Consider the following 23,403-nt stretch of genomic DNA (forward strand, 5'->3'; position numbering starts at 1 on the left):
GTATCTTCTGATCATCAGTTGATCAATTTTGTTCAATCTCCTGATGAGCTTACCAGAATATCACGATGAATGTCGCTTTTAATTTGCATAATAGAGTTTGTGAAGTGATCACAACTGGTAAAAACATTAAAACATCTATTGGCTCTCAAAAAAGTAAGCATTTAAGAATCATTTCACAATAATGCCGGGAATCAATTCATTCCAGAGTTGCTATTCTTCGAATAAAAAGAAAACACACTGCGCGTCAAATGAGCGAGATCAAGACTTTTAATTTTACGCCGATCAGTAATGAGCGGCAACAAGTTCATACAATTTCGTTTTCCGAACGAATAAGAAGAGGAAAAGAGGGGGTGCTGAAACCACATCGTACAAATTTCTATATCCTGCTATTTGTAACTGAGGGCAGCTCTCACCATTTAATTGATTTTAAGATCCACAAAATTGATAAAGGAGATTTTTTCATCATAAGACCTGGCCAGGTACATGCTTTTTTTCAATCGAAAGATTTAGATGGTACCATCATCGCTTTCACAGAAGAATTTTTGTTGAACAAATCACACTACTCTTTTTTTTCTGAGAATTCAAGACTTTTAAAGGAGCTTTCGTTTGGTTCTCCTTTTCATCTGCACTGCGATCAGGAGAAAATAAATGTGTTGACCCAGATGATTCAACAGGAATTAGCAAATGTTTATAATGAACTGCAGGAAAACATTTTACAAAACCAAATTTCCTCTCTGATATTATATTTATTACGTATAAAGCGGGGGAGCCAAAATCTATCTCCCAAAAAAAGTAAAGAATCTCTTTATGCTTCGCAATTTAAAAGTTTGATCGAGAGGTTTCACGGAAAACAATACACAGTCACTCAATACGCAAATGAATTAGGCATCAGTGTCAGAAGTCTTCAAAAAATATCTGAATTACATTTAGGTAAGCAACCAAAGACTGTTATTCAAGAATGTTTATTGCTCGAAAGTAAGCGCATGCTTGTCAACCCCATGCTTTTAGTTAAAGAGATTGCCTATGATTTAGGTTTTAGAGAGCCTACAAATTTCACCAAGTTTTTCAAGAAGTTCGCCAAGATGTCTCCAGAACAGTTTCGCAAATCCCTGTCAGATTAGGCCTTTTATTTATCTGAATGATTTTTGTATCGTTTTTACCACCATTCGACCCATTTATACCTTTTTTAAAGATTCAATCGACATAGCTTTGCATAAAATTCTTAGCTAATTATAAAAAAGGTGCTGTCCGAACTAAAGTACTTTGAAGAACAGACTGTCTAGATAATGGGCTTATGGTCTTAAAGAACTGTCATCGCGAGCCTTCAGAATTGCGGTCTTTTTTAAATAATATGTTACTACAAATCCCTATACTTTTAAATTTTAAACATTAAAAAAAATGAAAACATCACAAGAAATCATCGAACTTTTTTTAGCAAATACCACAAATCCCGATGTTATTAAGTCTGTCGTTGACATTAATGCAACTTACATTTCACTGAATTTCGATAATCCTGAACTGCAGAAGATTATGCCATGGGCAGGAACCCATCGAGATGGGGCGAAAGGTTTCATTGATACTTTTGCTGGCGTTAACGAATTTTGGACGATTCAAGATTTTGAAGTACAAGATATTTTTTCTGAAGGAGACAAGGTGGCGGTCTTTGGAAGTTTTACTTACACTTCGAAAACGCTCAATAAACAGGTCAATTCGCCGTTTTCAATACTGGCCAAAGTAAGGGACGAAAGGATTTACCACTTTATGTTCATGGAAGATACTTTTGCAACAGCTGGTAGTTTCAGACTTACCCCGGCTGGTACATTTCATAGTGATCCAAAGGGAACTGAATTTGGATTGTAATTTAACTATGTTTAACCCGCATTCAATCGAGTAGCTGTTTAGGATGGTACAAATCACATTATTTGCAAGGCTCGTTAAGCATAGCAAGTTCTTATTTGTTTAAAAGATGGCCGAAAGGCCATCTTTTCTAGCTGCCATCATTATACATTGCTGTTCAATCGATACAGCTAATTTGATTGCGTAATTCCGCTAATAGTGCCGCGTTTAAATCAGGCAGCTGCATAAAGAATAATAGGAGAACTTTTTTAAGTGAAAATTAACAGCGTAATAATCGCAAGAATGCAATTTAGACTTTCATTTACGCTGAATTAATGTATAATCTACCTGGCCATACATGTGTAACTTCCAACTTTACAGATAGCTAGCACTTTGTAACCTAAAAAAACACTGGACCTGATTTGGGTCGCTTATATCTGTCCCGTGCGCGCTGGCCGACTGGAATTAATAAGGTAACGCGTAATGGGAATCTCAGGATGATGTTAAACTTGTAATTTTGCTGACAGAGGTTTCACAAAAAATACCGCTTTGCGTTAAAGGAGGGCGGGCCATCCGGCTCCGCCCTTGTCACCTATGAATAAAACCAATGGCCTACTAGTTACCATTGAGTGTCTTTTTCGAATTTCGAATATCGCGTTCAGAGCCCCGAAATTCTGCTTAAGGATATTGTTCAGGTTAGGATCAATTCCGTGTACATAGGAAAGTAATTTTCTCTCTTTTCCTTAGATTTCAGGTACTGGATTGGCATAAATATCGAAATATTTAACAGCCAATCCAGAGGCTTTAAGATTTTGGGAAAAGGCCTTCGAATTGCCTACGATGACAATACGTGCGCGCTCGCTCATAAAATACTGCTGACTTACCCGCATGACATCTTTCTGTGTAACCGCATTCAGCTTTTCAAGGAATTTCTTGTAAAAGTCTTTAGGTAGTTTGTTGACCAGTATGCTACTGGCAAATCCGGCGCCTATTGCGGGGTTTTCCATATTTAATGCGAAGTTACCGTTATAGAGATTCTTGGCGTTTTGTAGCGCATCTTCACTTACGATCTCGTTGCCGATCAATTTGATTTCCTTCAATAATTCGAAAACAGCACTATCTACCTTGTCATTTCTGACTGACGCGGAAGCACTGAAAGTTGTCTGGTTTCTACCGGACCCAACCGCCGAATATGCACCATAGGTAAAACCATGTTTTTCCCTTAGATTTTTAAAAAGTCTTCCGTTTGCCCCAACTCCAAGAATCTGATTGGCTAATAGCACAGCATGATAATCCGGACTTGACAATGGAAGTTCGATCAGATTGAGTACCGTAATCTCTGATTGTACAGCACTGGGCAGGTCGATAATGTTCACTTCGGTCTTAGCTAGGTTTTCCACCTTTGAAGGGTTATATGGATGGATGACTGGTCCTTTCCAATTTCCGAAAGTATTTTTAACCAGGGATCTGGCTTTATCGGGCGTGATGTCACCTACGATGGTAAGATAACCCTTGGACGGGGTGAGGATCTCACGGTATAATGTTTTTACATCCTCAAGCGTTATCGCTTCGACGCTTCGGGCGGTCGCGAATTCGCCCAAAGCATGGTCTGGTCCAAAAGAAAGCGCTCTCACTACCCGGCTGGAAATGGAGGTGACATTTTTTTCCTCCGACTTGATGCTAGACAGATGCTGGGATTTGAGTTTGTCAAAGGAATCTTTAGAAAAGGCAGGCTCCCTCAACGCCTCAATCATTAGGGTAAATGCTTCCTGGAAATAGGGTGTGAGTGATGAGACATAACTACCTCCCGCTGATACGCTGAGTTCAGCGCCCATCTGGTCAATTTTTTCATCCAACTCCGCTTTGGCATACTTAATTGTTCCCTCCTTGAGCATTCCGCTGAGGATTCCTATCACACCAGCTTTCTTACCTTCGAATATCGGTCCCCCATCTGTACTGAAAGTTGCGGTTATTTTAGGATGCTGATGGTTTTCGACAACTAATACCGTCAGTCCGGTTTCAAGCTTAAAAATTACGGGATTTTTAATCTGAATGATCGGTGCTGGTCCTGGCAATGGTTTTTTGCTGCGATCCAGTTTTTGGGCCATCGAAAACTGGACAATTATGGCCATATAGACCGTTAAAATGATTTTCTTCATGATTATTTTTTTGCGAGATAGTAAAGAACTATCCTCTGATTTGAATTAAGGTATTTTCTTGCCACATCACGAAGCTCATCCGGGCTGATCGCACGCACTACCGATGGAATTTCATTCAGCTGATTGGTGTTTTTATTATGCAGCATATATCCATTGGAAAGATTTTCTGCTATGCCTATCATTTTGGTATTTACACTTACAAATGAATTCTCAAAACTGCTACGTACCTTTTTTAGCTCTGAATCTGACAACAATTCATTTTTTAGCAACTCAATTTCACTGTCCATATCTGCTAATAGCACATTTAATGACGTATTATTGTTTGGTGATGCATAGGTGAAAAAGGCGCCACTGTCCTCGAGTGCATAATTAAACGCGGCTACTTGCAGTGCAGTCTTTTTTTCATCGACCATTTTTTTGTTCAGCCTTGAACTTCCCCCGCCTGAAAGAATGGAGCTTATCATGCTTAGGGCAGCACTTTCTCTGCTGTTCATCCCAGGAACCCGATACGCTGTAAAAATCATTGGCATTTGAATATTGCCATCATAAACAGTATCTATTTTCTGCTGTGTAAGGGCATTCATGTTCACGTTTATTTTAGGTTTTTCCGGCCCACGGGGAATCTCATCGAAATATTTAGCCACGAGCTTCGTCGTCCTTTCTATATCAAGATCACCTGTTATGGTCAGTACAGCATTGTTGGGCGGGTAGAAACGTTTAAAAAAATCGGTGAAGTCCTCTAGCTTGGCCGCATCCAGGTGGGCCATGGAGCCTATGGGCTGCCACTGGTAGGGGTGCCCTTGAAAAAGGTGACCAAAAATTCTTTCCGTTGCTTTACCATAGGGTTTGTTATCGATCCGCTGACGCTTTTCCTCCTTCACCACCTCATTCTGGATTTTTACACCCGTCGCCTCTATCTTGGGATGTAACATCCTTTCACTTTCCAGCCACAGTCCCAACTCGAGTTGGTTGGAAGGAAACACTTCGTAGTAAAAAGTTCTGTCCTGGGTAGTATTGGCATTGTTCTGTCCTCCACTACTGCTTACGATCTGCATGAATTCTCCCCGTGTCATATGTTCACTGCCCTCGAACAGCAGGTGCTCGAAAAAATGCGCCATTCCCGTTTTTTTTGTATCCTCATCTTTAGATCCTACATGGTACATTACGGATACCGCTACCACTGGTGCAGTTTTGTTCTGGTGCAGGATAACATGCAGACCATTTGAAAGGTCAAATTCTGTAAATTTTATCTCTTGAGCGAGACTGTTTAGACTAAATATTAGAAACAGTAATCCCAGGCTCAATGTATTTCTTGTGCTCATATCTTTTTAAGTTCAATCTGAATATTTATTTTGAGTTGCCTATCGAGTGCTCAAGGGCCAGCTCCAAGGTCTCACCACGCAAGTCCGTGGCAATGATTTTACCATCGGGACCCACAAGGAAATTTGCAGGTATGGAGGTAACCCCGTACAATTTGCCCGCGTCATTGTCTCCACCCTTTAGATCGCTCACCTGCAGCCATGGCAGGCCGTCTTCCTTGACTGCAGATAACCATGCAGACCTGCTGGCGTCAAGAGATACCCCCACGATAGTGAAATTCTTGTCCTTAAACTTATTATACGCCTTTAACACATTTGGATTTTCTGCACGGCATGGTTTGCACCAACTGGCCCAAAAATCAATAAATACAAATTTGCCCCTGTAGGAAGATAAGTTAAAGACCTTGCCGCTGCTATCGGGTTGGGCAAAGTTCACTGCCTGCGTGCCGGCTTGGCGACGCAGCCTCGCATTTATTGCCTCCCTTGCTTTCAGGGCGGCTGGATAGGCTCCAGCTGGTGTCTTCTCTATTTTAGCCATCAGCTCCTGGACATTTTTTATCGGATAGGTACTGACAAGACTATTTATGAAGGCTACTGCAGTAGAACTATTGGGATAGGTGTTGATAATCTTTAAGTAAATTTTGGTTATAGAGTCCCGGAGCAATCCCATTGATCCCTTGGCAAGGGACGAAACTTTGGCGGTATCTTTTTCAATCTGAGCCTGTTTCATTAAATTTTGTAACTGGCTCGTATAGGAATAAAATTTCAGCTTTTCTGCCTGATATGCCTCATAAATTCGTTGTTCTTCGGTCATGGTTGCTTTGGAACGTGAAAATTTATCAATATCCCCGGTGATCACGATTGTTTTATTTTCTAAAATAAACCCATATGGTTCCTTGTTTCCTGTAATTGATAGCAAAACAGGTTGTGGCTCCAGAACCGAACCCTTGAAACTAAAATTACCGTCTCCATCTGCTATTGTACTGTCGCGAAGCGGAGCGTATAAATCCCTTCCATTAAGATAAATCTTTAGATTGGCGGCAGCTTTCGCCTGTCCGCTGATCAGATAATTCTGGGCATGTGTATTCCTTGCGATTAGCCCAAACAGGGCGATCAAGGCACAAATGATATATTTTCTCATTTTATTTGATTTGAGGGAGGCCGAATAAGCTTCCCGGTTGCATTCATGATTAGATTATTTTGATTTCTTGCCCAGCACTTCATCAAGCACGTTTTGCAGATGCTCTCCCTTTAGGTTTATGGCGATGACTCTTCCATCCGGGTCGATTAAAAAATTGCTTGGGATCGCCGATACGGCATATCGCTTGGATGCGGCATTTGCTTTTTTAAGGTCACTTACCTGTAACCATGGAAGCTTGTCTTCTTCTACCGCTTTGAGCCATTTATCCCTATCTACATCGATGGATACCGAAAGCACCGTAAAATTACTTTCTTTGTGTTTTTGGTACGCTTTCAACACATTCGGGTTCTCAGCCCTGCACGGTGCACACCAGCTCGCCCAGAAATCTAGCAGTACATATTTTCCCCGAAATTCCGAAAATGGAACTTCTTTTCCGGTTACATCGGGCTGGCTGAAATCAGGTGCCTTAGCGCCTATGGACACACTTAATCGCAAATCGATTACTTCGCGATATTTTACAGCATGCGGATATTTTCCGACTGGGAAAGCCTCAACCAGGCGCATAAGACTATCCTGGAGTTTTACTGGTAAATTGCCTGCAAGGATACTACGCATAGCATGTACCGATACCCCGCTCGACGGGAATTGCTTAATGAAATCGACCTCCCTGCTCAGTAATGAATCTCGCCAAATCTCCGTTGTAGCAAGAATATAAGCGTACGCGCCTACTGAATCCTTTTTTTTGAGGTTATAATGGATTGGGCGTTGCATATCGACCATTAACTTATTCATCTCATTACCTAAAATTCTGTACTTGTTGAATAATGCCTGCTCCTTGCCACCTTTTATTTCGGTATTTTTCGCGTCATTAAAATCTCCTTTGAACGCATAATCGGTATTTTCCAGAAAAAGCTCGTAACTTTTTCCCCGAGATTCCTTGAATGTCAGATAGACGACCTGCGGCTCGGAGATTTTTCCTTTAAGCGTAAAATTACCCAGTGCATCGATCTTTCCACTGTCAATCACTTTCCGATCCGCGTATTCTAGGTAGATTTTAGTGTTTTTTAGATTCTTCAGGTTTCCATAAATGGAAAAAGACTGATTTTTTTGCTGTCCCTTTACGTTTAGGGCAAAAAGGGAGATTAATATTATGATGAAGTATTTCATATTAGTTTCTTTTAATTGTACCCAGGATTTTGTATGAGGCTTGGATTAGCGATGATATCGGATGTCGGGATTGGGAAAAGCTGTTTGTAAGAAGCCCATTGGCTTCCCTTGGTTGGCGCAATACTCGTCATGACCTCATCAAGCTTACCGGTCCGTTTCAGATCAAACCACCGGTGTCCCTGTTCGCAGAACAGTTCTGTTTGACGCTCCTTTAGGATCGCCTCAAAGATCGCGTTCTGACTGGAGGCGGTCGTGTTGCTGAGACCCGCTCTAGATCTGATCGTATTTACATCGGCCAGCGCACCGCTTAGGTTATTTTGCTGCAGCCTTGCTTCTGCCCTGATGAGGTACTGTTCGCCCAGGCGAAGCAAACTCAGGTATTCTGGTTTCGAAATTGCTGATGCAGCGGTATTCGCCTTGTATTTATAAGGAAATTGATAAGGAACGCCTCCGATGGTGACATTTCCGACCCAATTCACGCGCCTTTGATCATTGACCTCGAATGCCTGGATGAGCTGATTGCTCATGGCGATCGGAAAAGAGGATGTGCCCACGGATGTACTTAATACAAACAATCTGGCTTCAGGCAGCGAATAATTTATAGCCGAAACTGCTTCCATTTGGAAAATCGATTCTCTGGAGTTCTTTTGAAATACCTGAGCTGGACTAACCAGCGAAAACATACCCGCATTATTGATTACAGCGGAAGATTCGATATCTGCTTCTGCCCACCTTCGGTTATAAAGATAAACGCGCGACAATAGCGCAGACGCAGCCCAGAATGTTGGTCTCACCCTTTCGGAGCTGCCAACCGGGTAGGCTGTCATCGCATCGCCTTTTAAAAAGTCCCTGCTCAGTTTCGACTTTGCATCAGTCAGATCAGTGATCATCTGTGCATATACTGCACTTACATCTGCTCTTGGGGCAGTAGCGTTTACGCGGTAATCAGGGCTAGTTAGCAGGGGCACACCACCATAAGTATTGACCAGATAAAAGTAGCAGAAAGCCCTCATGAACTTTGCCTCACCTATAAGTTGCTGCTTTAAGCCCGAATTTATGGTGTTACTTTCCTCTAGCCCTTCAATAGCAGCGTTACAGTGATAGATAAGTGTATATGTACTGCTCCAGTACAGTTCATTAACAGGAAGGATCTCATTTCTGTAAAGGTTGGAATAAATTGAGGTAGGGCTGATGAAAAAACTCTTCATCTCATCACCGGCCGTTGATAGGTAAGTGGTAGAGTTAGGCGAAAATACAGTTGCCGATTCCATGATTCTGATGTACAGTCCATTAAGTACCGAAGTGGCAGATGTATTGGTTGAATAGGCGGTTGAATAGTTTAGCCGATCGTCTGGAGGATCCAGCTGTACGAATTTTTTACATGCAACAAATCCGAAAATAAGTAGCATAGTGGTCGATATTGACAAATAACGTTTCATGATGTTTGATCTAAAGTGTGAATTGTAAACCTAAAACGATTACTCTCAAAGGAGGAAGGGTAGATAACTCTTGTGTTTCAGGATCCCTTCCCTGGTAAGGCGTTATGGTGAATAGATTTTGGCCGGAAACATTTATGCTCGAGTTTTTTAACTTTAACCGTTCTTTCAACCTCGCTGGTAACTGATAGGATAGAGAGATGTTTTTTAAACGGATATAGGAAGCATCCACATAGACTGCGTCGCTGGATATCCAACTGGAGTATGCTTGGCGGCCTGCCGTAGATTGTGAAAAGCGTTGATATTTGGCCTGGTCACCGGGCTTTTGCCACCTGTCCAGAAACTGTACCGGTACGTTGCTCACTGCACTGCTGGATGAGCCAACATCAGAAGAGAACAAGCCTGGCAGATTCTGTACAATGCTCAATCTTCCGGTTTGTTTGACAAACTGCAGCAGCACATCGAGCTGGAAATTCTTATATTGGAAAGTGTTGTTGAAACCACCGAAAAATTTTGGAAGTGTGTTCATCCACCTGGACTCATAGGTAGGGTTGGTAAGACTCACAAAATCTCCAGCGGTAGAGCCTGATCCGCCATCCTTTTTCAATACAGTGTACAATCCCGTCATCGGATCTATTCCAGTCGATATCCAGGCTAACTGCCTTCCGGTTACCGGCTGGCCGATTTCCAGTGAACTGGCGTAACTAGAAGTAGCTAGATTTTCAAATTTTATAAGTTTATTTCTATTAATGGAGATGTTGAAAGATGAGCTCCATCGAAAATTCCTTAAAATCAGGTTCTGGGTATTGAGTATCGCCTCCCATCCTGAGTTCTCCACAGTTGCCGGAAAATTATAATTGTTTATAGCCGAAAACCCGGTTATTGCTGGTAGTCTGTAGCTCAACAGCTGATTAGAACTGGTATTTCTGTAATATGACCCGGAAAACCCGATCCTATCTTTTAAGAAATTCAGATCCAGACCAAACTCTAGCTTTGCATTCTTTTCCCATGAAACATCCGGATTAGCAAGTCCTGAAGGCACGAACCCTGTCAATCCTTGGTAGGTATTTGTCCTTCTGGTGTACAGGTCATAAAAGGCATAGTTGGCGATACCATCGTTACCGGTAACCCCATAGCTTGCGCGCAGTTTTCCCAATGTCAAAAAAGTCAGGTTGTTGCGCACAAAATTCTCAGAAGAGAATATCCAGGCAGCTCCTACAGAATAAAAATTCCCGAACTGGTTGCCCGGGCCAAACTTGGATGATCCATCACGTCTACCGGTCAGATTCAGGACATATTTTTCAGCAAGGTTTGCATTGAAACGCGCATAGACTGCATTGTAATTGTATTGAAAGGAGCCACCATCGGCAATGGTTATTGTACCTGCGTTAGCAATGTTTCCGATGAGCTGATCACTGACATAATTTGACCCAGCAACATAGTTTCCTTGATTGTCCGATTCCTGAAACGAGGTTCCCAGTAACGCCGATAGCGATAGTTTGTTTATTCTGTAATCATAACTCAGTTGAGGTTCAACGATCCAGGTTTTCTGACGGTTTTTGGTGGCAACGTGATTTGTTGGCGGAGCCAGCGAAAGATATAGCGGAGAATAACTGGCCGAGGGTAGGAGGGTTTTGATATCCGCAATAAGGTCTGTATAACCGAGGTTTGCTGAGGCTGTAAGTCCTTTGGCTATTTTATAGCTCGGACGTAGACTGATAATGGTGTTATTGGTCTTATTATTATAGGTACGAAGCATATAGGCGTAAGGGTTGCTATCATTGTCCGACGCAGTTCCTCCAAAATTCAGTGTCCCATCATCATTAAAAGATTTAGGTGCATTTGGCACTCTTAGGGTATAGCGGGTAAGATCGCTCTGCGCATTTAAGTTATAATCGTTCAGTAAATTCGCGGAAAAATCCAGCTTAAGCTTCCTGTTGGAAGAATAAGCGGTTACATTGAAATTCAGTGCAGCCTTTTTATTATCAAAACCACCCGGATAAAGTGCTCCTTGACGGTTAAATGTACCCCTGATACCGTACTGGATAGATTCACTACCACCTGAGACAGACATGTTCAGATTGGTGTAGGATGCTGATCCACCAATTAATTCTTTTTGCCAATCGGTATATCTTTCTGTATCCCATGTACCATTCACGTCAAAGTTGGCATCGTTGGGCGTGGTGAGAATACTGGGAACTGCAAGCCCGTCGTTTTTAAATGCTTCCCGGCGCATCTGAAGATATTGCTGGGTATTCATCAGCTCCAATGGCTGGGGTGCCTGCATCAGGCCCTGGCTCAAATTCGCACTGAAGCTCAGCTTGCCAGGTGTTCCTTTTTTTGTAGTGATCAATATTACGCCATTTCCCCCTCTCGACCCGTAGATGGCTGTAGCATCTGCATCTTTTAAGACGTCGATACTGGCAATGTCGTTTGGGTTTATATAGTTCAGCGGATTTCCCTGAGGGCTGGCTGCATTTACTCCCGAACCTCCATTGTTGCCAAGTACATCCAGTAACAGGACGGATTGGTAGGGAATCCCGTCTATTACGTACAAGGGGTTGTTGCTTACTGCTTGGTTTAAAGATGACCTTCCTCTAATGATTACATTTACAGGGGAGTTTGCAACACCGCTGACCTGGGTAATCTGTAATCCTGGTACTCGTCCCTGTAGTGCCAATAGGGGATTGGTTACAGGCTGTTTTTCGATATCCTTGGCAGTTATGCGTATGCTGTTTCCCGTAGCGAGCCGCTGCGACTCCGTGTAGTAACCTTTGTTGACTACCAACTCATCCAGTTCCTTTGCAATTGTGTTCAGTCTGACTGTCAGGTTGGGCGTAGCCATAATCTTGATGGTTTTATATCCAACATAACTTATCTCCAGGTAAGCATCCACATCAACATCTGAAAGAACAAAATTACCCTGCCCGTCTGAGACAACGCTCCTGTTGGTACCTATAATCCTCACTGACGCCCCTGGCAATGCAATACCGTTCTCATCAAGCACCCGTCCTCGGATATCTATGGATTGAAGTGCATCTGTGAGTCGGGTGAGCAATGTTTTCTTTCGCTCTTTTATAAATATGGTTCTGTCATCAATAGTGAAGGTCAGTCCCTGTGGATCAAGGAATTTAGCCAACGCTTCCTCCAGAGGCATTTCTGTAATAGAAAGAGATACAGGCTTTTTAGCTTCTAGCAGGACTTTATCATATAGAAAGTCGTACCCTGTCTGATTATGAATATCTCTAAAGATTTTCTCCAAATAAGTGTTTTTCTGATTTAGAGTGACCTTTTGTGCGAGGCTGGCCGCACTCACATGCAAAAAGGTAGCCATTAAAATAACGGTAGTTAGTCGCATAATGAGGCATATTTTATTGATATGCCGATTGGGCATACCAATTTTCATAGTATATTTTTTATACATTTGTTTAGTCTGGTTTAGCAGTAACCTTTATGGTTCGAAGCTTTGGGCTACTGCAGTTGGAAGTTGATTTCGATCACCGATGCCAGGCACCGACCAGTCCCGATCTTGATCGGGCGCTGGTTTTTTTTGTCCTAGCTATTCTGTCGTAGGTATTTTTTCATTTGTGTGGTTGGATTAAGTTAAAACATGTTTGGTTAGCTATTATTTTCGTACATAAAGTTTTTTTCCGGAAAGTCTGAAATGGACATTCCCTGTGTTTTCAAGTAATCTTATGACTGCTGAAAGTTTTCTGGTCCTTGATAAAAATCCGCCGAGCCGAAGCTCATGGGGCGCATCCTCCTCATAGATGATCTCTAGGTCGTACCATCTGGCGATCTTGCGCATATTGGTTCGGAAATCATCATCTTTGAACAAAAATTCGTTATTTTTCCAAGCTACTATCTCTTCAGTATCGATCGGCCTTATAGTCAGTTCACCATTTTTTAGCACACCCTGTTCACCAGGACTGAGCAATATGCTCTTATGGTCCGTTATGAGTTTGATACTTCCCTCCAGAAGTGTCGTTTTTGCTACAGGTTCCTCAGGATAGGAATTGATGTTGAAGTGAGTGCCTAACACCTCAATTTGCTCAGCACCGGTATTAACAATAAACGGATGCATCTTATCTTTTGCAATTTCAAAATAGCCTTCCCCGGAGAACTCCACGGTACGTTTTTTAAGACCTGCAAAGGACGCCGGAAATTTTATGGAGGAGGCCGCATTTAAATAAACAAGCGATCCATCTGGTAACCGAATGGTTGTTTGCTCTCCCTTTGAGGTCTCCAGCATATTATATCCTAGCGCACTTTTGTTTGCTCCTGAATATTGATAAAAAATCTGACCGTCTGACATTTTAGTAATTATAACCCCTGATTGATCAGCAATTTTTCCAGTTTGGACCTCACCAATACTGATCTTTCGTCCGTCGGCCAAGGTTAGCGTAGCAGATGCGCGTCCAGGGGCAATATCATTCTCAGCGGTAATCTCCCCGTTATGTCTCTCCCGACCGGCAAAATATATCAATGCTGAACCAAAACCTATTATCACCGCTGCCGCGATGCCGATCCTTGGCCAAAGCCGATGAAGACTTCTTCTGGGCTGGACCGAGTGGAAATCCAGTCTGCTTACGATGCCTTCAAGTAGTTTTTTCTTAAGCTGCTCAGCGCTATCCAGTTCACTGTTTGACAGATCCAGTTCTTTCTGGTTCTGGAGATCATACCATGCCTCAAAATCAACCCTCTCCTCAGCATTCAATGTTCCTTGCCGATAACGGTGTGCCAGCCGCTCTATATATTCCGATGTAAACTTGTCTTGCATAATTTACTGTTTAGCCTAATAGTCAGATAATTTTAAACTATGCCTAGTCAGGAAAGAAATATTTTTTTTAATAAGGGTTTTTAAAGAAATAGCTGGGATTCGTTGACATGGCAAGCAATGAGCATTTTTTGCAGATAACGTGCCCAGTGATTGGAATAAGCGCCAAAAATAACATGTATCAATAAACCAAGTGGCTGATACCAATAATTTGAAAAGTGCACATCACCACTTGATTAAATAGTAATTCCATTGGTGATAAAGCAATAGTTCCACAAGGATATTCCAGAAAAGGATAAGCAAAGTAAGGCAGTAAGTTAATTTACAACCATCAAATTTTGTAGGATTTCCGCAATCAAAAACAGCGGAAAGCCACATTTTAAATCTTTGCTGATATCTTTCAGTGCTTTGGTGAGGTGGTTGTTGACTGTTTTTTCGGAGATGTTAAGGTCTTCCGCGATTTGTCGACGCGACTTTCCCTCTTCTCTGCTCAATCTATATACGATCCGGCATTTTTCGGGCAATTTGGCGATAGCTTTTTCGAGCGTTGCCATCAGTTCCTTCTCCAGAATTGATGCTTCTGCTGACGGGGCGTGCACAGTCAGGTCCTCTATGCGAAGCTCCGCCATTTTTTTTCTTTTTCTATACCGCTTATCCAATATATTGATCACCCGATACTTCACCGCCACCGCAAGATAGGTGTATAGGGAATAGTTTAAACTTATGCTATCGCGCCGTAACCATATGCTGCAAAAAATATCCTGCACGCATTCTTCGGCCTCTTCGATATTATCCAGGGCATTAGCTGCGAGCATAAAGATTTTTTCCCAATATCGATCATAGATCTGGCTGAAAGCCAGTTCATCTCCTAATCGCAAAAGTGCCATCAGCTGATCTTCCCCATATGTACTATAAACTGACATTGAATTGTTTGATTATACTAAGTTACGTAAATGCAACCATATTTAGATGTGGTGCCCGGTATATCCCGGGGTCAAGGCATTATAATTTGATCAAAAATTTGCTGCTGTATTAATGATCCCGCCTTGCATTTACCCTTAGTGAATTGGAATTGTTTTAATTGATGTTATTTCAAGAGATTTAAGCTGATTTTTCAAAAATATGAAAAACTGCTTGCCGCGCTTTAGTTCAGTTTCGCTGTCTATCCTCATTGAGATTATATCCAAAGAACCATGGGAAGGTTTTCTTGCAACCGATTCTCAGACCTTAGGTTTTCCTTTTAGAATTCTTTTTGAACCATTAATTAAAAGATTGTGCCGTGTTAAAACCATCATCAATAGCGCGGCATTAGGAGTAAAGCATTAGAATCTTTCTACAAAATCGATATACACATCGAAAAATAATTTTTTTGTTAGATAGCAGATTCCACTAAACACACAACCAGGATTTGTGGATAGGTATAATGCATACTTATTCTTAAAATAATAGATTGTGTCAAGGTATGGGTGATAGGTATAAAATTATTAAGTTGTTTTTTAATGATGTTTACAAAATTACAATCTAACATTTGATAACTTTTTGAAAGCCTACACTTCATTTTGGCCGTTGAATCGGGTTAAAAAGTCTTTTTGGTATGCTTTCCCTAGTGGAATCTTGACCTCACCGAGGTAAATGTTCCCGGTATCAAATGATGTAATTGCCTGCTGGTTTATCACGTAGCTTTTACTTACCCTTAAAAACAATCGCTCCGGTAATTTCGAGTGAATGGTCTTCAGGTTCATCCAGGTAATGTATTTATTATCCTGGGTATAGATAATGACATAATCCTTGAGACCTTCGATGTATAGGATACTTGAAAAGTCAATCTTGTAAAATCTTCGATCTGCACGGATCATAATATAATGATCTGCAACATTATCCAGTTCACTCTGTTTGTTTTGCCTTAAGGAAAAATACATACTCGCTTTATCCACCGCTTTGGCGAACCTTTCGGATGTGATTGGTTTAACCAAATAGTCGATCCCATCTACCTCGTAACTCTCCAGGGCATGTTCAGAGTAAGCAGTGGTAAATATCACCAAAGTTTCTTTTGGTAGCCTACGAGCAAGCTCCAACCCAGTTTCACCGGGCATCTGGATATCGAGGAAAACAAGGTCTATGTTATTTTCGGTGAGAAATTCATTTGCACTTAGTGCATTATTGAAAGATCCTTTCAGGTGAAGCCCCGGGAAGTTTGCAATCAGGGAGGACATTCCCTCCCGAGCAAAGGGTTCATCGTCGACAATTATGCAATTCATGTGGGTATTTTCAATTCTACGGTATATCTGTTTTTTAAGGAGTTGCTTTCTAATGTAAACGTTTCTCCATAGAGCAACTCCAATCGTCTTTTCATATTCTCCAGGCCTAATCCTCCACGCTTGCCAACAACCTTGATCTCCGGAACAGAGTTGTCACAACAAATGCAAATACTATCTGTCGTTCGTGTAATTCGAAGTTTGACATCAGAAGGAGACATTGTGTCAAGGCTATGTTTTGTTGCATTTTCCACCAGCGTGAGCAAAAAGTGGGGTGGAATTTTCAAGTCACCCAGGCTACTTTGTTCAACTTCTATGTCATATTCAAACCGATCTCTTCGAACCTTTTCAAGTTCCAGAAAATCACTTATAAACTGAATCTCGGAAGATAAGTAAACTTCATGGTGATTGCTTTCATACAACTGATAACGCAGGAAGTCTGAAAGCTTGAATATAATGTGAGAGGCCAATTTCGGATTTCTATTATTGACAACTTGTATGTTGTTTAGCATGTTAAAAAGAAAATGGGGCTGGATTTGGTTGCGCAAAGCAATCAGTTCACTCTGCAAAGCCTTATTCTCCATTTCATTGATTCTCTGTGTGTCATTTATCCATCTCTGGAACAACTTGATAGCGGTCGCAAAAAGATAGAATGGTGTCAGATAAAAAATGCCGGCCAAGACGTCCAATAGGTTGAAAATAGCATTCGAAGTCGTTAAGATTCGGTGATGGTCGAAGATAAGACGATGAAAGAAAAAAAGAACTAAACAGGCAGAAGCAATAGCAAAGGTTAAGTAAACCAGATAAACTGTGGTCTGCGCATTATAAAAATACCTTGGGACAAGTATTCTGAGGTTTAGGTAAAAAAGCGCCATTAATACCACATAACTTAATATCCAATCCAAATGGTCATATACGCCCTGGAACTGGCGCCAATCTTTTCCAACAAGTATTAAAAGAAGGTAGGCAGTCATTGCAAACGCATGTCGCGAATGCCGGTATGATTTGTCGGTAAGGAACCTCAAAAGCCATTCCCTCTCTCGGATAATAGTTTGGTCTTGATGAATGCTCATGGAAAAAAGCAGATTTAATCATTTTGGTGCGCTGCAAATATAATCATCTTCATTGCGAAATTGAGATGAGGGATATTGTTTTGGTATGGCTTTGCCATCATTCGTCTAAAATTTAAGTCCAAATGATTTCTAATAATTTAATATGGTTAGGGTTAATTTTGCAGCCTACTTGTGACCTTTTTCAGCTACGGACGCCATTTTTAAGGTTTTGGAAGCTACTAAATGACTCGTTTATTTCGAGGGTTGCCCAATATAAATTTCTGTTGGTATAGGCAATCGATACTTTGGTCTAGTAATAAGATAATTCGAGCTGTATTGGAAAGATATTTGAACACCCGGCTACCATAATTAAATATTTATAAATTATTATCTTAAAAAAAAATGAAAACATTACATCAGCACAGAACATTCCTTTTCACGACATTGATTACACTGTTGATTACCGTAGCATGCAGCTGTAGGAAGGACACCATAGTGAAAGATGGAGGGATGCCTGGACAAGCACAAAATGGCCCGGGAGGTAGTGATTATCTTTACCGTAATATTACAAAGATAGCGTACCAAAGCAATGGTGTTGAAAATTATATTTTCCAGCCTTCACCCAAGCCTAAAAATGCACTTCCTGTAATTGCATTTCAGCACGCCTATAATATCTATCCTGGCAATCAGTTAGATCGTCACACTGGCCTGATCAATCACCTTGTAAAAAAAGGGTATACCGTTATATATGATGAGTTTCAACCAAAGCTCGATACCGACCCAAAAACTTTTGAAAACAATGCTGCAATCATAATCAGTGATGGCCTAAAATATATCAAGGAACATCCTGAAGAATTAGCTCCGGTTGCTTTGTCCGAAAATGGTCTGCTACAGCTTGGGCTGATCGGATATTCGGTAGGTGGGGCGACATCCATCAATCTAGCAGCGAACTATCGCCAGAACGGTATTCCAAAGCCTGCATATTTATTCACTTTGGTTGCCAATAATGGAGGTGGTAATACCACACCAATGCGAGATGCGGGAACAATTGATCCAGATACGAAAGTCGTGATCATTGATGTGGAAGATGATGGTGAAAATACATTTATTACTTCCTCAAACTGCTGGAATCAGATTTCACAAATCCCTGCTGCGAACAAGCAATGGATTGGGGTATTCTCAGATAGAAATCCATCCAAACCGTCCGAGCAATTGAAGGCAGACCATTATAGTCCCGCTTCAGACGCTCCAGATGCGCTGGATTTTAATGGTTACTATAAATGGGCGACTGCGCTGGCCAACTACTCCTTTTACGGTAATGATTATAAGTTTTGGTGGGGAAATACAGAACAGGCCACCTTCATGGGAATTTGGGGGGATGGTTCTGAAGTTAAACGCGCAAAGACCGGTCAGACAGCTTTCTGGCCTGGACACTAAAAGCATCAGTGTTGGCTTAAGGTCTAAACATTATTTAACCGAAGTTTGCCATTATTATCTTAATAATAAGCATGTTTATTTGGTAAGTATTGGATACTATCATCCTAACTTCGATAATCTGAGCATTTATGCTCAGATTATCCCCAGTTTTAAAGTTTCAGCACTTTGTGGAAGTTTCTTAAGAAATGAATATGTTATTCGAAATTGAAAGTCACTTCGTTTAGTTGATAATTGACCAACTCGACACATTGATTTTTAACGTGCTTGAGGAGTACCGAAATCTGCATAACTAGTCGATCTGCCGCGGGATTGCTTGCCCAAGACTTGCGGGAACTCCATGGCACTCACCAAAAGATGAATAATTATATCCGCTCATAACGATCGGGCGATCCATTCTCGGAGTTTATCGTAAGTCTAAGTTGTCAAGGTCGATTTTTGGATATATACATTCCTAAACCTGATAAGAGTTCGACTTTTAACGGCTGTTTTTAATTATTGATTAAACTAAAGTAGCTAAAAGTCCCTGTTTGCGAAAGATCTCCTTTTACCACAACGCCTGCCCTATATCCCATTCCCCAAGGTGCATATTTCGCTGCTGAAAAATCTGTACGGTAAAAACTAAGCCATTCTGCGCGCTGTTTTTTATAGAAAAATTCGATTTGTTTACCATCATTACTGATTTGCATCTTCAATTGCACGAGGCCAGTTAAATTTTCCTTTGATGTTTTAAGGATATTATAAGCTCCCTGAAAATTATCAAAGACAATAAAGCCGTCACTTGAGGCCGTAATCCCTATTCCACCCAGTTCCCCAGGCCATTTGCTTTTAAAAATAGCGCCGCCAAGGCAGATACCCGTTTTTGCCATACCCGGCTTTACTTCGGCACTAATGCTGAAATTCACAGTTTTAATGTACTGGCCCAGAAAGGTGCCTAACGCATGGTTTTCATCGGATGCAGCTAATTTTAATCCCTGATCAAAAGACATCGACGGCCTTTGCGATTTGGAAGGCCATTGCCATGCAAGATCAAGTTTTTGATCGTTTTCAAAATTGTCCACAAAATCAAGGTCGGTCCGTGGCCTATTTGGGAGGGTTGCATTATGCAACACAGGCCAACCATCAGTACCAACAATTAGTTCTTCTAAAATGCCTTCCCGGCCTACAAAAACGTCATAACTTTTGTTAAAGGCATGATACAGCATAAACAATCTGTCCTCTATTGTATTAACCACGGTACCGTGGCCTGGGCAATTCCACTTATCGTTACTTTGCATAATCGGGTTATCGCCATATTTCTCCCAAATTCCGCTGTCAAGGTCTTTCGTCCTGGCAATTCCTGTTTTATAGTTGCATTTTGCATCGCAGCAGCCGCCAACAGAATACAGGCTATAAATATATTCTCCCAAAGTAAAAAAACAGGCGCCTTCAACAAGTCCTGTTTCCCATGGTTGGCTGTTGGTAAATACTTTACTCTTTTGGCCCAGCAATTTCGTTCGGCTATTGTTAATTTCCTGTTTCCAGATCCAGCTATCTTTGCCACAGCCATTGCCGTCATTTTTCCAGAAAGCATAAATTTTTCCATTTTGCTGTAATTCAAATGCATCTATGGCGCCACATTCATCCTCAATAATAACGGGCCCATTGTCGGTAAATTTACCGTTTTCAATTTTATCTGCATCGATCCAGGCGGTACCGCACTGTAAACCCCGATTACCTTTTGTTTCCCTGTTGTGCGCTGTATAATAAGCATAAATCCGGTTCTGCTTTTGATCGTAAACCAGCTCTGATGCCCAAAAGTTATTCTCGCCCCATTGGTTTTTCATATCTTTAAACCCATCTGGAAAGACATGATTGATCAGTTTCCAGTTTTTAAGGTCAGTAGATTTATAGATGGTAAAATATGGAGCCCACTCGTTTGTGGTAGAAGTTGCATAATACACTTTTCCAACTCTGATGATCGAGGGATCCGGGTTGTCGCCTGGTAGGGCAGGGTTTAACAGCAAAGGAGCAATGTTTTTAGTATTAGCATTTGGAGTTTGTGCTCTTTTTAATCCGCAGGAAGCGGTGCAAAAGCTGACTAACAAATAAAACAGACAAATAACAAAAGCTGTTAGGTATGGCTTCTTTACAATTATTGTTGTTTGGTTGTTTACCAGATGGATACCACTTATATATTTTTTAAAGAATATAGATAACTGAAAAGTGATCATGTACTTAAAGTATTAATCGTTTTTTAACATTGGTTATTTCACCGAAAATAGACAATTATCGAACAGGGCAATGGCATACCGAAGTTGGAGCATCGCTCACAAATTAACGTTTTATTGCTAATCCATGAGTTCTGACCTGAGATCTTTTACTTCCTTTTTAGTCATTCGCTTTGTTTTAAGCTGTTGTCTTGTAGTGAGTTGGTTGTATTTTATTTTATTTGGTTACATCTTTTTTAACAGGCACTTAGCCTTGCCATTCTTCTTCTTTTTCATTTGTTGATCATGTAAAATGAGACAAATCAACAATAAATTGAGCATATTTTACAATGTTCATTGGCTTACTTTGGCCCTTGAACCAATGATGAGCTTGTTAATCGAAATCAAATCGCAAATGCTATACCACCAGTATAGGGGTGCCTATGAAGCCATATTACTTCTTGTTATTGCTATGTGCTCCTTAGGTGCTCGTAAAATCAATCGTAAAGCTAATTCTCTAAACACATTATACAATTTCAATAAATTAAATTCAATGAAAAACTACAGGTTAATTTACATCCTATTATTGGGCATTTTTGCCGTAAACCTAACTCACGCTCAAAACATTCTTAGCAAAAGTGAAAAGAAAGAAGGTTTTAAATTGCTATGGAACGGCAAGGACGCAAGTGGCTGGCGTGCGATATTTAAAGCACAGTTTCCTGCCAAAGGCTGGGAGATGAAAGATGGTGTTTTAACGGTATTGGCATCCAATGGACGTGAGCAGGGCTCAGGTGGTGATATTGTAACTAGGGATGAATACTCTGCTTTTATATTAAAATTCGATTTCAAACTTACCTCGGGTGCCAACAGTGGTATAAAATATTTTGTAACTGAAGAAGAAAAAACCAACCTATCGGGTATTGGTCTTGAATTTCAAGTATTGGATGATGAAAAACATCCTGATGCAAAACTGGGCAAAAACGGTAACCGTAAACTGGCTTCTCTTTACGATCTTATTCCATCACATAAGCCTGCCTCGATAGTCAAAGCTATTGGCGAATGGAATAGTGGTGAGATCCGTGTTTATCCGAATGATCATGTAGAGCATTGGTTGAACGGGGTGAAGGTAGTGGAATATGAACGCGGATCAGAAGAGTTCAGAAAACTGGTGGCTGGAAGTAAATACAAGACATGGAAGACCTTTGGAGAAGCAAAAAAGGGACATATCCTGATCCAGGATCACGGCAACAATGTTTCGTACAAAAACATTAAAATAAAAACACTTAAATAATAGCTGTTATGGAAGAATCGAGAAGAGACTTTATAAAAAAGGCGGCTTTTGGTTGCGAGGAAATGCTGGCCTCCCCATTAACGTATTCTATCTTTTCCATAATATAGTTTGTAAGTTGGTATTCTATAAATTTCCTTGTGCATTCCAAATGTTGCAGACAGCGGCGCCATATACTAATTTCATCGTCAAAGTTAATCCGGTTTAAAAGTATAATTCCCGAATTATGATGGAAGAAGTGGGGGTCGGTGATTTTGCAGTGCTGAATGGTTGCAACTTTTTAGCTGATAATCTGATCCAAAACCGCAATAAAAATCCTTGGATGAACTGGTTGAATAGGCAAAGTCATTTTCATTGTTTATCCAAATGCCATTAAGGTGAACTTTTTTCCCCTGCTGCACTTTCAGGAAAAGGAATGGTAGGCTCCATGGTCATTGGGTTTTTGCCCACCATTATTCTACCAAGCGGATTATTTTGCGCTCAAATCCCTGAACCTCTAAACAAAAAGTCCGAAGATTAAGGAACTTGCGTTACCTTGACCTTCGGACTTTCTTAAACTCTTGTCTTCTGTTTCCTGGCTTCAGGCCTCCAAACCTGAACTACTAATACAGGTTATAAATCTCTTTAATGTCTTTCAAAATCGCATCGAAATCTATATTAAGATCGATTAATTTACCAGTGCGGATATCGAAAACCCAGCCGTGGACGGTTAAACCACGTTCTGTAATGGCTTGTTGTATTGCCGCAGTTTTTAAAAGATTTACACATTGTTCCTGAACGTTAAGCTCTACTAATCTGTCGTAACGTTTAGCTTCATCCTCAATTCCATTTAATTCATCTTTGTGGGTACGATACACATCGCGGATGTTACGCAACCAAGGGTTTAAAATACCCATATCGTCAGGTTGCATTGCAGCTTTTACACCACCGCAATTATAGTGACCGCAAACGACAACATGCTTTACCTTTAAATGTCGAACAGAATAATTTAGTACAGTCATAACGTTTAAGTCTACGTTATTAACCAGGTTTGCCACGTTACGATGTACGAAAGCCTGTCCGGGCTGTATGCCCATTAAATCCTCAGCCGAAACACGGCTGTCGGAACAGCCGATGTACAAAAATTCTGGTGCTTGTCCCTTAGCTAGTTCAGTGAAATAATTTTCATCTATTGAGAGCTTGTTTGAAATCCATTTTTCATTATTTTTAAAAACGTCTTCTACTTTCATTTTTTTATAATTTTTTATGATACAAATAGTTTATTTTGATGCTATTGGTGAAAAACTAAACAAAGATTTTTCCGTTTTATCAAATCTTCTGTCCATTAATTTTAATTCCCTGATAAACAAA

At 40.9% G+C, this 23,403-nt stretch carries 17 protein-coding genes; 5 read left to right on the forward strand and 12 right to left on the reverse strand.

Annotation, left to right across the window (positions count from 1 at the left end; all coding sequences use genetic code 11):
• The first annotated feature begins 248 nt into the window (after positions 1-248).
• Positions 249-1,121, forward strand: a complete 873-nt coding sequence (locus tag EZ456_RS04825) for a helix-turn-helix domain-containing protein (protein WP_131527837.1) — start codon at positions 249-251, stop codon at positions 1,119-1,121.
• 277 nt (positions 1,122-1,398) lie between these two features.
• A complete protein-coding gene (locus EZ456_RS04830; RefSeq protein ID WP_131527839.1) occupies positions 1,399-1,860 on the forward strand; it encodes a nuclear transport factor 2 family protein in 462 nt (153 codons plus the stop codon).
• 719 nt (positions 1,861-2,579) lie between these two features.
• Here the strand turns inward: EZ456_RS04830 and EZ456_RS04835 are convergent.
• The 8 genes from EZ456_RS04835 to EZ456_RS04870 all read right to left on the reverse strand — a co-directional run bounded on the left by EZ456_RS04835 (position 2,580) and on the right by EZ456_RS04870 (position 14,758).
• Entirely contained in the window at positions 2,580-3,995 is a 1,416-nt protein-coding gene (locus EZ456_RS04835; protein WP_131527841.1) for a M16 family metallopeptidase, read from the reverse strand.
• 2 nt (positions 3,996-3,997) lie between these two features.
• Positions 3,998-5,317, reverse strand: coding sequence for a M16 family metallopeptidase (locus tag EZ456_RS04840; protein ID WP_131527844.1), 1,320 nt, complete (start codon positions 5,315-5,317; stop codon positions 3,998-4,000).
• Positions 5,318-5,342: 25 nt separating this feature from the next.
• The gene (locus EZ456_RS04845) at positions 5,343-6,455 is read right to left on the reverse strand and encodes a TlpA disulfide reductase family protein (protein WP_165501248.1); all 1,113 of its coding nucleotides are present in this window, start codon (positions 6,453-6,455) and stop codon (positions 5,343-5,345) included.
• 54 nt (positions 6,456-6,509) lie between these two features.
• The gene (locus tag EZ456_RS04850) at positions 6,510-7,622 is read right to left on the reverse strand and encodes a TlpA disulfide reductase family protein (RefSeq protein ID WP_131527846.1); all 1,113 of its coding nucleotides are present in this window, start codon (positions 7,620-7,622) and stop codon (positions 6,510-6,512) included.
• 11 nt (positions 7,623-7,633) lie between these two features.
• Positions 7,634-9,061 carry a RagB/SusD family nutrient uptake outer membrane protein gene (locus EZ456_RS04855; RefSeq protein ID WP_131527847.1) on the reverse strand — a complete coding sequence of 476 codons (1,428 nt, stop codon included), beginning with the start codon at positions 9,059-9,061 and terminating at the stop codon, positions 7,634-7,636.
• A gap of 10 nt (positions 9,062-9,071) precedes the next feature.
• On the reverse strand, positions 9,072-12,482 hold the full coding sequence (locus EZ456_RS04860; RefSeq protein WP_131527848.1) for a SusC/RagA family TonB-linked outer membrane protein: 3,411 nt from the start codon (positions 12,480-12,482) through the stop codon (positions 9,072-9,074).
• Positions 12,483-12,683: 201 nt separating this feature from the next.
• Positions 12,684-13,838 (reverse strand): FecR family protein, encoded by a 1,155-nt coding sequence (locus EZ456_RS04865; protein ID WP_131527849.1) that lies wholly within the window; start codon positions 13,836-13,838, stop codon positions 12,684-12,686.
• A 314-nt stretch (positions 13,839-14,152) separates the two neighbouring features.
• Positions 14,153-14,758, reverse strand: a complete 606-nt coding sequence (locus EZ456_RS04870) for an RNA polymerase sigma-70 factor (protein ID WP_131527851.1) — start codon at positions 14,756-14,758, stop codon at positions 14,153-14,155.
• Between the two features lie 199 nt (positions 14,759-14,957).
• Between EZ456_RS04870 and EZ456_RS04875 the strand changes: the two genes are divergently transcribed.
• A complete protein-coding gene (locus EZ456_RS04875; protein WP_131527853.1) occupies positions 14,958-15,161 on the forward strand; it encodes a hypothetical protein in 204 nt (67 codons plus the stop codon).
• A 221-nt stretch (positions 15,162-15,382) separates the two neighbouring features.
• Here EZ456_RS04875 and EZ456_RS04880 read toward each other — a convergent pair whose 3' ends face one another.
• On the reverse strand, positions 15,383-16,093 hold the full coding sequence (locus EZ456_RS04880) for a LytR/AlgR family response regulator transcription factor (RefSeq protein ID WP_131527855.1): 711 nt from the start codon (positions 16,091-16,093) through the stop codon (positions 15,383-15,385).
• On the reverse strand, positions 16,090-17,163 hold the full coding sequence (locus EZ456_RS04885) for a sensor histidine kinase (RefSeq protein WP_131527856.1): 1,074 nt from the start codon (positions 17,161-17,163) through the stop codon (positions 16,090-16,092). The genes EZ456_RS04880 and EZ456_RS04885 overlap by 4 nt, the downstream gene beginning before the upstream one ends.
• Before the next feature lie 381 nt (positions 17,164-17,544).
• Between EZ456_RS04885 and EZ456_RS04890 the strand changes: the two genes are divergently transcribed.
• Positions 17,545-18,579: an alpha/beta hydrolase family protein gene (locus tag EZ456_RS04890; protein ID WP_131527857.1), complete on the forward strand. Its 1,035-nt coding sequence runs from the start codon at positions 17,545-17,547 to the stop codon at positions 18,577-18,579.
• A gap of 488 nt (positions 18,580-19,067) precedes the next feature.
• Here EZ456_RS04890 and EZ456_RS04895 read toward each other — a convergent pair whose 3' ends face one another.
• Positions 19,068-20,789 (reverse strand): glycoside hydrolase family 43 protein, encoded by a 1,722-nt coding sequence (locus EZ456_RS04895; protein ID WP_131527858.1) that lies wholly within the window; start codon positions 20,787-20,789, stop codon positions 19,068-19,070.
• A gap of 529 nt (positions 20,790-21,318) precedes the next feature.
• Between EZ456_RS04895 and EZ456_RS04900 the strand changes: the two genes are divergently transcribed.
• A complete protein-coding gene (locus EZ456_RS04900; protein WP_131527860.1) occupies positions 21,319-22,056 on the forward strand; it encodes a 3-keto-disaccharide hydrolase in 738 nt (245 codons plus the stop codon).
• A gap of 599 nt (positions 22,057-22,655) precedes the next feature.
• On the opposite strand, the gene EZ456_RS04905 is transcribed toward EZ456_RS04900, so the two are convergent.
• Positions 22,656-23,282 (reverse strand): carbonic anhydrase, encoded by a 627-nt coding sequence (locus EZ456_RS04905; RefSeq protein ID WP_131527862.1) that lies wholly within the window; start codon positions 23,280-23,282, stop codon positions 22,656-22,658.
• Between the last annotated feature and the right edge of the window lie 121 nt (positions 23,283-23,403).

It is taken from the genome of Pedobacter psychrodurus, assembly GCF_004331735.1.
Taxonomy (GTDB): domain Bacteria; phylum Bacteroidota; class Bacteroidia; order Sphingobacteriales; family Sphingobacteriaceae; genus Pedobacter; species Pedobacter psychrodurus.